This window comes from Actinosynnema sp. NPDC023658, from assembly GCF_040639995.1.
Classification (GTDB): Bacteria; Actinomycetota; Actinomycetes; order Mycobacteriales; family Pseudonocardiaceae; genus Actinosynnema.
In genome coordinates, this window is the sequence record NZ_JBFAAX010000684.1 from 1 (window position 1) to 3,102 (window position 3,102).

Annotated in this window: 2 protein-coding genes and 1 pseudogene; 1 reads left to right on the top strand and 2 read right to left on the bottom strand. The window is 73.2% G+C overall.

Annotated features, from left to right (window positions below; genetic code table 11):
* Nucleotides 1-68: 68 nt before the first annotated feature.
* Nucleotides 69-1,796, bottom strand: a complete 1,728-nt coding sequence (locus AB0G02_RS33115; protein ID WP_360802162.1) for a protein kinase — start codon at nucleotides 1,794-1,796, stop codon at nucleotides 69-71.
* Between the two features lie 79 nt (nucleotides 1,797-1,875).
* Here AB0G02_RS33115 and AB0G02_RS33120 point away from each other — a divergent pair, with 79 nt between their 5' ends.
* The gene (locus tag AB0G02_RS33120) at nucleotides 1,876-2,628 is read left to right on the top strand and encodes an FHA domain-containing protein (protein ID WP_360802165.1); all 753 of its coding nucleotides are present in this window, start codon (nucleotides 1,876-1,878) and stop codon (nucleotides 2,626-2,628) included.
* Between the two features lie 57 nt (nucleotides 2,629-2,685).
* Here AB0G02_RS33120 and AB0G02_RS33125 read toward each other — a convergent pair.
* Nucleotides 2,686-3,102, bottom strand: a pseudogene (locus tag AB0G02_RS33125) (transcriptional regulator); the annotation flags it as partial.

Sequence of the window (3,102 nt, forward strand, 5' to 3'; positions counted from 1 at the left end):
CCGGGTCCCCTCCGGTGCCGGGTGGAGTTCTAGCGCGAGCCGTTCGGGTCCGGTGCCGAACGGCCGGCTCAGGGCTGGGGCAGGCGGCTCACGACGGCTTCGGCGAGGGCCACGGCGGTGTCGCACAGCTGTTCCGTGTCCTCGACGTCGCTGCGGTCGTAGAACACGTCCACCCTCTCGATGCGCACCGGGTCGTCCTGGAAGCGGCGGTGCTCGATCTTCACCAGGCACGCCTCCGGCCACGCCGGGACGTCCGGGTCGATGTAGGCGGGCCGTCCGCCGATGGTGGTGGGACGCCCGTCGGTCGGGTCCAGCGGCTCCTTCCGGTTGAACTCGATGACCACCTCCTTGGGCGACGCCTCCCACGAGCAGCCCCACCCGCCCAGCTCCGGGTACGGCGGCACCTCGGTGTCGAGCGCGCGGACCATGTCCTCCCCTTCGAGCAGGGTGCAGGCGTCGACGTGCACGAGCGACTGCGGTGGTCGGGGCGTGGCCAACCGGGGGATCTGGCCCGCGCTGAGCACCAGGAGCGTGCCGGTGGTCAGCGCGTCCACCACCCCGCACAGGTCGGCGGGCTTGCCCTGGCGGTGCTTCGCGACGATCTGGACCCAGTTCCGGTCCGGCATCGGGATGTCGTTGGCGCACTCGCCCTTCACCACCCCGTGCCGCTTGACCGGCCCGAGCCCGGGAGGGGTGGTGGACCGGATGCCGTACAGGTTGGGCTGCTGGACCTTCAACGAGACCTGCACGACGTCGCCCTCCTCGTCGCTCATCGGCAGGAAGAGGGCGCACTGGTTGAACGGCATGAGCGTGGCGTCGACCCGGATGGGGCGGCTGGTGAACCGGCTGAGCGTGGTGGGGTCGAGCAGCGCGCACGGGTCCATCGTGACGGGGTCGCCGGTCGTGTCGTGGTCGGCGAACAGCTTGGGCACCAGGACGTCCGCGACGAGCAGCAGCACCGCCACGACGGCGACGGTCCGGACCAGCTTGCGGGGCACCCGGCGACGGGGTCGGCGCGGCGGGGCGTCACCGGTCACGCCCGCCAGCAGCGCCGCCGCCCGCTGCGCCGTGGGACGTGCCGCCGGCTCGCGGCGCATCATCTCGGCCAGCACGGGGCCGAGTTCGCCGGCGTGGCGCGCGGGTTCCAGCTCGAACGCGGCGGCACGGCGGCGTTGCGGGGCGGGGCCGTCGTCGGCCGGTCCCCACGGCGACACGCCCTCGACCGACGCGAACAGCGTCGCACCGAGCGCGAACACGTCCGAGGCCGCGGACGACTCGTGCCCCTCGGCCACCTCCGGCGCGAGGAAACCCGGCGTGCCGACCGCCTCGCCCTCGCCGGTCCGCGTCACCTCGTCCCACCGCGCGATGCCCAGGTCGCTCAGCTTCGCGGTGCCGTCCGCGGCGAGCAGGACGTTCCCCGGTTTCACGTCCCGGTGCGCCATCCCTTTCGCGTGCATTGCGGCGAGTGCGCTCGCGATTTGCGCGCCGATCCGCGCCGCTTGAGCCGGACTCACCTTTTCCACGTCGGAAAGGGCGCGGGACGGGAGGTATTCCATGATGAGCCAGCGCTCGCCGTCGTCGATCACCGCGTCGAACACCGTGACCACGTTCGGGTGCTGCAAACCGGCGCCGATCCTGGCCTCGCGCCGGATCTGCGTGCTGTCACCGACCTGCGACCGCTTCAGGGCCACGACCCGGTCGAGCTCGACGTCGAAGGCCCGCCACACCACACCCATCCCGCCCGCGCCGACACGATCTTCGAGTCGGTAGCGTTCGGCGATCAATCGACCCCGCATAGTTGTATGTTATGGGTGCCGACGTGCGATCAATACGCGGAATGAGGTTTTCGCGAGGCGGGAACCCGAGGAGGCCGGCGTGCACCGTGAAAGCCTGGCTCGACAAGTGCCCAGCGCCGATCCGGGCGCGATCGTCGCACTGGCGCTCACCGGGCAGCTCCACTGCGACCCCGTTCCCGGCAAGACGGTGCTGTTCGGCCGCAACCGGCCCGACGTCGACATCTGCGTCGGTGAGGACGACCTGAGGGTGAGCCGCACGCACGGCGCGTTGACCCACCGCGACGGCCACTGGTGGGTGAGCAACACCGGGCGGACCCCGATCCGGCTGCCCCGGACGCGCTGGCTGTTCCGCGACGAGGACCCGTTCCCGCTGCCGGTGGGCTACACGCCGCTGTTCGTGCGCGGGTCGCGGGAGCGGGAGCACCTGCTGGAGCTGTACGTCGCGGGCGAGGACGGTCGGGGCCGGGCGGTGCCGCACGGCGCGGACACCGAGCCGCCCAAGCGCTGGCGGCTGACCGCGGACGAGCAGCTGGTCCTCGTGGTGATGGGGCAGCGGTACCTGATGCACGAGGCCAACCCGCAGCCGTTGGCGCGGCAGCACGTGGCCGACGTGCTGGCCGAGCTGCAACCCGACGCCGGCTGGAGCCCGAAGCGGGTGGAGCACACGGTGGCCGCCGTCCGCGCCCGGCTGTCCGCCGGCGGCGTGCACGGGCTGCTGCGCGAGGAGGTCGGTGAGCCCGTCGGCAACGCGCTCAACGACAACCTGCTGCGCGAGCTGGTGCTGTCCACGACGCTCGTCCCGCCGGACCTCGCGCTGCTCGACGGGATCTGAGCCCGGCCGGATCCGCGCCCGACGGACGGCCGAGCGGGACAGGCGGGGTGGCCTGGGTCAGGCGGGCCGGGATCGCCGCACGAGCGTGGCCAGCGCGGCGGCGTCGCGGCTGCCCTCCGCGGCGCTGAACACGTGCACGACCAGCCCCGTCTCGCCGGGCGTCGCGGGCACGTGCAGCGTCTCGAAGTCCAACGTGAGCAGGCCCGCCCCCGGGTGCCGCAGGCGCTTGCGCCCCGCGACGCACATCACCACCTCGCCGCCCGCCCAGATCCGCCGGAACTCCGGGCTGCGCGCCGACAGGTCCGCGATGAGCGCGACCAGCTCCGCGTCGTCGGGGTAGCGGCCCGCCGAGACCCGCAGCTGGCCGACGGCCTCCGCCGCCCGTTCGTCCCACTCGGGGTGGACGTCCCGGGCGGCGGGGTCGAGGAAGAGGTACCTGGCGTTGTTCCGGTCGCGGCGGCCCGGTTCGCCCAG